The organism is Tahibacter caeni, from assembly GCF_024609805.1.
In the GTDB taxonomy this organism is placed as follows: Bacteria; Pseudomonadota; Gammaproteobacteria; order Xanthomonadales; family Rhodanobacteraceae; genus Tahibacter; species Tahibacter caeni.
The window spans coordinates 1-7,241 of the sequence record NZ_JANFVR010000252.1; the positions used below are offsets into that span (position 1 = coordinate 1).

Genomic DNA, 7,241 nt, shown 5'->3' on the forward strand with positions numbered 1-7,241 from the left:
ACGCGACGCCGCAGCAGATGCTCATGGCGCTGCGCCTGCTGCAGGCCAAGCGCCTGCTCGGCGCCGGCACGGCGCCGGCCGACGTGGCCGCGGCCTGCGGGCTGGCCGACCAGGCGCATCTGACGCGCGCGTTCGCGCAGCGCTACGGCGTGACGCCGGCGCGCTACCAGCGCCAGCTGCGCGGTTGAGCGCAATTTGCTTCAAGACGGCGCGGCCGCGCCGCGGCAAGCTGCGCCGATGTTTATCGGCATTCTCTATGCGGCCGTCGCCGGCGCGTTCTGGGGCCTGGTCTTCGTCGGTCCGCTGCTGCTGCCGGACTATCCGGCCGCGTGGCTCGCGGTCGGCCGCTATCTCGCGTTCGGCCTGATCGCGCTGCCGCTCGCGCTGCTCGACCAGGGCGAACTGCGCCGGCTGCGCCGCGCCGACTGGATCGAGGCGCTGAAGCTGTCGGCCGTCGGCAACTTCGTTTATTACGTCTGCCTCGCCGCCGCGATACAGCGCGCCGGCGGTCCGCTGCCGACGATGATCATCGGCACCTTGCCCGTCGTCATCGCGCTGACCGCGAACCGGCGCAACGCGCGGCGCGACGGCCGGCTGCCCTGGCGCCGGCTGGTCGTGCCGCTGCTGCTGATCGCGCTCGGCGTGGCCTGCGTCAACCAGGCCGAGATCGGCGCGCTGCAGGCGTCGTCGCCGGCCGGACTCGCGCGCTACGCGAGCGGCGCGGCGCTGGCCGTCGCCGCCGTGGTCTGCTGGACCTGGTATCCGCTGCGCAACGCCGACTGGCTGCGCGCGCATCCCGAACGCAGCCCGCGCGCCTGGGCCACGGCGCAGGGTCTCGTCACCTTGCCGCTGGCCGCCGCCGGCGCGGTCGTGCTCGCGCTCGCGGCGCCGTGGCTGACGCCCGGCTATGCCTTGCCGCTGGGACCGCGGCCGCCGGTCTTCGTCGCGCTGATGGCGGCCATCGGCCTGTTCGCGTCCTGGCTCGGCACCTTGTGCTGGAACCAGGCCAGCCAGCGCCTGCCGACGGCGATCGCCGGACAGCTCATCGTGTTCGAGACCGTCGCCGCGCTGGGCTACGCGTTCGCGCTGCGCGGCGAGATGCCGGCGCTGCCGAGCCTGGCCGGCATCGCGCTGCTGATCGCCGGCGTCGTGTTCGCCGCGCGCATCCGGCCCGAGCCCGCGCAAGCCTGACGGGGAACCGTTCGTCGTTACCGATCCGCCGGACGCACGGCGGGGAGGCGCCGCCTGCCGCCGCGCGTTGCGCCGCAACATCGCGAACCCTGGCAAAGCCGGGAGAAGCGCCTAGACTAAAGCCCAATGGACCCCAGGCGTACCCACGGAACATAACGATCCGGCCGTTCGGAACGGAGGTCTGCATGACTGACATGACGCGGCGCCAGTTCTTCAAGCTGACTGGCGCGACCCTGGTCGGTTCGAGTCTCGGCCTGCTGGGTTTCGCACCGGGCCCGGCCCTCGCGGAGGTGCGCCAGTTCAAGCTGCTGCGCGCGACCGAAACCCGCAACACCTGCCCGTACTGTTCCGTCGCCTGCGGCATCCTGATGTACAGCCTCGGCGACAAGGCCAAGAACGCCGAAGCGAGCATCGTGCACATCGAGGGCGATCCGGATCATCCGGTCAACCGCGGCACCCTGTGTCCGAAGGGCGCCGGCCTGCTCGACATGGTCCACAGCAAGAGCCGCCTGACCTATCCCGAATACCGCGCGCCGGGCTCGGACAAATGGCAGCGCATTTCCTGGAATGACGCGCTCGACCGCATCGCGCGCCTGCTCAAGGCCGACCGCGACGCGAACTTCGTCGAGAAGAACGCCGACGGCCTGACCGTCAACCGCTGGATCACGACCGGCATGCTTGCCGCGTCCGGCGCCACCAACGAAGTGGGCTATCTGACCCACAAGGTGGTGCGTCCCCTGGGGCTATTGGTCTTCGACAATCAAGCGCGTGTCTGACACGGCCCGACGGTGGCAAGTCTTGCCCCGACGTTCGGCCGAGGAGCGATGACCAATCACTGGGTCGACATCAAGAATGCCGACCTCGTGCTGATCATGGGCGGCAACGCCGCCGAAGCGCACCCCTGCGGGTTCAAGTGGGTCACCGAGGCCAAGGCGCACAACAAGGCCCGGCTCATCGTCGTCGATCCGCGCTTCACGCGCTCGGCCGCGATCGCCGACTACTACGCGCCGATCCGCACCGGCACCGACATCGTGTTCCTCGGCGCGGTGATCAACTACCTGCTGACGAACGACAAGATCCAGCACGAATACGTCAGGAACTACACCGACCTGCCGTTCATCGTGAAGGAAGGCTTCGCGTTCGCCGACGGCCTGTTCTCCGGCTACGACGCGCAGGCGCGCAAGTACGACAAGTCGAGCTGGGACTACGAGTTCGGCGACGACGGCTACGTGCGCACCGACCCGACGTTCGCGCATCCGCGCTGCGTCTACAACCTGCTCAGGCAGCACTACGCGCGCTACACGCCGGAGATGGTCGAGCGCATTTGCGGCACGGCCAAGGAAAAATTCCTGCACATCGCCGAGCAGATCGCGTCGACCTCGACGACGGATCGCGCGATGACGATCATGTACGCGCTCGGCTGGACCCAGCATTCGGTCGGTTCGCAGATGATCCGCTGCGCCGCGATGGTGCAGCTGCTGCTCGGCAACATCGGCATTTCCGGCGGCGGCATGAACGCGCTGCGCGGCCATTCCAACATCCAGGGCCTGACCGACCTGGGCCTGCTGTCGAACCTGCTGCCGGGCTATCTGACCCTGCCGGGCGAGAAGGAGCAGGACTACGCGAAGTACATCGCCGCGCGCGCGCCGAAGCCGCTGCGGCCGAACCAGCTGAGCTACTGGCAGAACTACCCGAAATTCCACGTCAGCCTCATGAAGGCCTGGTGGGGCGACGCGGTCAGCGCCGAGAACGACTGGGGCTACGACTGGCTGCCGAAGCTCGACAAGTCCTACGACCTGCTGCTGGCCATCGAGCTCATGAACCAGGGCAAGATGAACGGCTACATCTGCCAGGGCTTCAATCCGCTCGCCGCGGCGCCGAACAAGGCCAAGGCGATCGCCGGGTTCTCGCAGCTCAAGTTCCTCGTCGTCATGGATCCGCTCGCGACCGAGACCTCGGAATTCTGGCGCAATCACGGCGAACACAACGACGTCGATCCGTCCAGGATCCAGACCGAAGTGTTCCGCCTGCCGACGAGCCTGTTCGCCGAAGAGGACGGCGCGTTCGTCAACTCCGGCCGCTGGCTGCAATGGCACTGGAAGGGCGCCGAGCCGCCCGGCGAAGCGCGTTCGGACCTGGAGATCATGGCCGGGCTGTTCACGCGTCTGCGCGCGCTGTACCGCAGCGAAGGCGGCGCGCCGTCCGACGCGATCACGAAACTGTCGTGGCCGTACGCGAATCCGGAGAGTCCGACGGCCGACGAGCTGGCCAAGGAATATTCCGGCCGCGCGCTCAAGGACCTGGCCGATCCGAAAGACCCGACCAAGATCATCCGCAAGGCCGGCGAGCAGCTGGCCGGCTTCGCCGAACTGCGCGACGACGGCAGCACGAGCTCGGGCTGCTGGATCTTCTGCGGCTCGTGGGGACCGGCCGGCAATCTGATGGCGCGGCGCGACAATGCCGATCCGACCGGCATCGGCAACACCTTGAACTGGGCCTGGGCCTGGCCGGCGAACCGGCGCGTGCTGTACAACCGCGCGTCCTGCGACGTCAACGGCAAGCCGTTCGATCCGAAGCGCAAGCTCGTCGGCTGGAACGGCGCGGCCTGGGGCGGCGCCGACGTGCCGGACTACAAGGCCGACGAGGATCCGGCCAACGGCATGGGACCGTTCATCATGCTGCCCGAGGGCGTCGCGCGCCTGTTCGCGCGCGACGCGATGAACGAAGGGCCGTTCCCCGAGCACTACGAACCGTTCGAGACGCCGCTCGCGAACAACCCGCTGAGCCCGAACCAGCCGCTCGCGCTCAACAATCCGATCGCGCGCTTGTTCAAGGGCGACCGCGAAATGTTCGGCAAGGCCGACCGCTTCCCGCACGTCGCGACGACCTACCGCCTGACCGAACATTTCCACTACTGGACCAAGCACGTCAGGCTCAACGCGATCCTGCAGCCCGAGCAGTTCGTCGAGATCGGCGAGGCGCTGGCCAAGGAGATCGGCGTCGCGGCCGGCGAGCGCGTGCGCGTCACGTCGAATCGCGGCCACATCACCGCCGTCGCGATGGTGACCAAGCGCATCAAGGCGCTGCAGGTCGACGGCAAGACCGTGCACACGGTCGGCATCCCGATCCACTGGGGCTTCACCGGCACGGCCAAGGCCGGCTTTCTCGCGAACACTTTGACCCCGGTCGTCGGCGACGGCAACTCGCAGACGCCGGAATTCAAGTCGTTCCTGGTCCGGGTCGAGAAGGCCTAGGAGACGGACATGGCATTGCAATCGCTCGACATCGTCCGCCGCTCGGCCACGACCATCGCTCCGCCGCAGGCGCGCGGCGCGCCCGCGGGCGAAGTCGCCAAGCTCATCGACGTCAGCAAGTGCATAGGCTGCAAGGCCTGTCAGGTCGCCTGCATGGAATGGAACGACCTGCGCGACGAGATCGGCTCCTGCCTCGGCACCTACACGAACCCGGCCGATCTGTCGGACCAGTCGTGGACCCTGATGCGGTTCACCGAGCACGAGACGCCGCAGGGCGACCTCGAGTGGCTGATCCGCAAGGACGGCTGCATGCACTGCGCCGATCCGGGCTGCCTGAAGGCCTGCCCGTCGCCCGGCGCGATCGTGCAGTACGCGAACGGCATCGTCGATTTCCACGAGGAAAACTGCATCGGCTGCGGCTACTGCATCACCGGCTGCCCGTTCAACGTGCCGCGCATCTCGAAGAAGGACCACAAGGCGTACAAGTGCACCTTGTGCTCCGACCGCGTGTCGGTCGGGCTGGAGCCGGCCTGCGTCAAGGCCTGCCCGACCGGCGCGATCGTGTTCGGCAGCAAGACCGACATGCAGCGGCATGCGGCCGGACGCGTCGAGGATCTCAAGTCGCGCGGCTTCGACCAGGCCGGCCTGTACGATCCGTCCGGCGTCGGCGGCACGCACGTCATGTACGTGCTGCACCACGCCGACCAGCCCGAGCTCTATGCGGACCTGCCGAAAGACCCGCAGATCAGCGCGCTCGTGAAGGTCTGGAAGGGCGTCAGCAAGCCGCTCGCGCTGCTCGGCATCGCCGCGGCCGCGCTCGCCGGCTTCCTGCACTACATCGGCATGGGTCCTTCGCTGACCACCGAGGAGGACGAGGAAGCCGCGCGCCGCGAACTGGAGAAGCCGTCATGAGCCGAACCCGGCAGGTCGCCGACCAGGTCGACCCGAAGACCGGACAGATCGTCCGCTACGCGCCGGCCACGCGCATCAACCACTGGATCGTCGCGATCAGCTTCGTGCTGCTGGCGCTGTCCGGGCTCGCGCTGTTCTATCCGCCGCTGTTCTGGCTCGCGAACCTGTTCGGCGGCGGCGACGTCATGCGCGCCGTGCATCCGTGGATAGGCCTGGTCATGGCCGTCGCGTTCTTTGCGTTCGCCGCGAAGGTCGGGCGCGACAACCGGCTGCAGCGCGCCGACCGCGAATGGCTGCGGCGCATCGGCGACGTCGTGCGCGACCAGGAGGAGAACCTGCCCGAGGTCGGGCGCAACAACGCCGGGCAGAAGCTCGTCTACCTGGTCGCGCTGGTCTCGATGCTCGTGCTGCTCGTCTCGGGCCTCGTGATCTGGCGCGCGTATTTCAGCGACTATTTTCCGGTCGACGCGACGCGCGTGGCCGCGCTCGCACATGCGGCGTTCGCCTTCGTGCTGATCCTGACCATCGTCGTCCACGTCTACGCGGGCATCTGGGTCAAGGGTTCGCTGCGCGCGATGACGCGCGGCACGGTGTCGCCGGGCTGGGCCTGGAAGCATCACCGCGCCTGGTTCCGCGACGTCACGAAGCATTCGACGGGCAAGTAGCGGCGATGACGCGGGCAGCGACGTGCTGACGCCGGGCGGCGGGCTCCGGCTATACTCGCCGCGAAGCGTTCCGCTTCGTTCCGACAGTCGATAGCCGTGCAGCGTGTACTGCCGTCCGACGAGATCGCGCGTTCCGTCGCGCAGCCGATTCCGCGCCTGCGCCTACCGGACCGCGCAGCGGTGTTCGACCGCCGCGCGGCGCGCCTGGATCGGCTCGCCCCCGATCATGCGCTGTCGGGCTATCTGCAGCTGATGGCGGACGTCGCGCGGACACAGCAGGTCTTGCTCTCTGCGCTGCCGCCGCCCGTCCTCGACAGCGCCGAGCTCGCGCGCGCCGCGGCGCATCGCATGCCGGTGCTGCCCGCCGGCGACCATCGCCGGCATCGCGAGTGGCAGCCGATCCTCGCCGGACTCTGCGAGCGCCTCGCCGCCCAGGAGCACCGGCCGGGAACGGTCGCCGACCTGCTGCGGCGCGTGCACCAGATACCCGCTCCCGTGCTCGACGAACAGGTCGACGCCTTGCTCGGCGGGCGCCCCGAACACGTCGATCCCGCGACGGCGCCGTTCCTGATGGCGGCGCTGCAGGTCCTCTGGGTCGCGCTGGCGGCCGCGCTGGACCCCGCCGCCGTCGCGCCGCTCGACGTGCCCGGCGTCTGTCCGGTCTGCGGCAGCCTGCCCGTCGCGAGCATCGTGCGCGGCGACGGTCACCGGTATCTGCATTGCGCGCTGTGTGCGAGCGAATGGCACCTCGTCCGTGCCAAATGCAGCCATTGCGACGCGGTCGACGGCATCGCCTATCGTTTCATCGAGCACGGCAACGACGGCGTGCGCGCCGAGACCTGCGAGCAGTGCCGCGTCTACCGCAAGATCCTGTTGCAGGAGAAGGACCAGCACGTCGAAGCAGTAGCCGACGATCTCGCGAGCCTCGCGCTCGACGTGCTCGTCGGCGAGGCCGGCTATCACCGCGCCAGCGTCAACCCGCTGCTGTGGCCAGCCGCCGAAGGCTGACGTGACGCCGGCGGCCGACGACAGCGCGACTGCCGCGACGCCGGCCGACATTCCGTCGCTGGACCGGCTGCTGAATCTCGCGGACGTCGCGGCGCTGCTCGAGCGCCACGGCCGCACGTTCGTGACCGCGACGTTGCGCAACCTGCTCGACGAACGGCGGGCCGCGGCGATGGCCGGCGACCTGCCGCGCGCCGCGCTGGCGCCGCCGGCG

6 protein-coding genes and 1 pseudogene are annotated in these 7,241 nt (G+C 69.0%); all 7 read left to right on the plus strand.

Annotated elements, in window-relative coordinates; translation table 11 throughout:
- On the plus strand, window positions 1–188 hold a 188-nt coding region (locus NON22_RS17720), incomplete at its 5' end, for a helix-turn-helix domain-containing protein (protein WP_257388273.1).
- Window positions 189–237: 49 nt separating this feature from the next.
- The gene (locus NON22_RS17725) at window positions 238–1,191 is read left to right on the plus strand and encodes a DMT family transporter (RefSeq protein WP_257388274.1); all 954 of its coding nucleotides are present in this window, start codon (window positions 238–240) and stop codon (window positions 1,189–1,191) included.
- Between the two features lie 185 nt (window positions 1,192–1,376).
- Complete coding sequence (gene fdnG / locus NON22_RS17730) at window positions 1,377–4,445, plus strand: formate dehydrogenase-N subunit alpha (protein ID WP_257388275.1); 3,069 nt, start codon at window positions 1,377–1,379, stop codon at window positions 4,443–4,445.
- A gap of 9 nt (window positions 4,446–4,454) precedes the next feature.
- Entirely contained in the window at window positions 4,455–5,357 is a 903-nt protein-coding gene (fdxH, locus tag NON22_RS17735; protein ID WP_257388276.1) for a formate dehydrogenase subunit beta, read from the plus strand.
- The gene (locus NON22_RS17740; protein WP_257388277.1) at window positions 5,354–6,022 is read left to right on the plus strand and encodes a formate dehydrogenase subunit gamma; all 669 of its coding nucleotides are present in this window, start codon (window positions 5,354–5,356) and stop codon (window positions 6,020–6,022) included. The genes fdxH and NON22_RS17740 overlap by 4 nt, the downstream gene beginning before the upstream one ends.
- A gap of 96 nt (window positions 6,023–6,118) precedes the next feature.
- Window positions 6,119–7,030, plus strand: coding sequence for a formate dehydrogenase accessory protein FdhE (gene fdhE / locus NON22_RS17745; RefSeq protein ID WP_257388278.1), 912 nt, complete (start codon window positions 6,119–6,121; stop codon window positions 7,028–7,030).
- A 1-nt stretch (window position 7,031) separates the two neighbouring features.
- A pseudogene (locus NON22_RS17750) lies at window positions 7,032–7,241 on the plus strand (hypothetical protein); the annotation flags it as partial.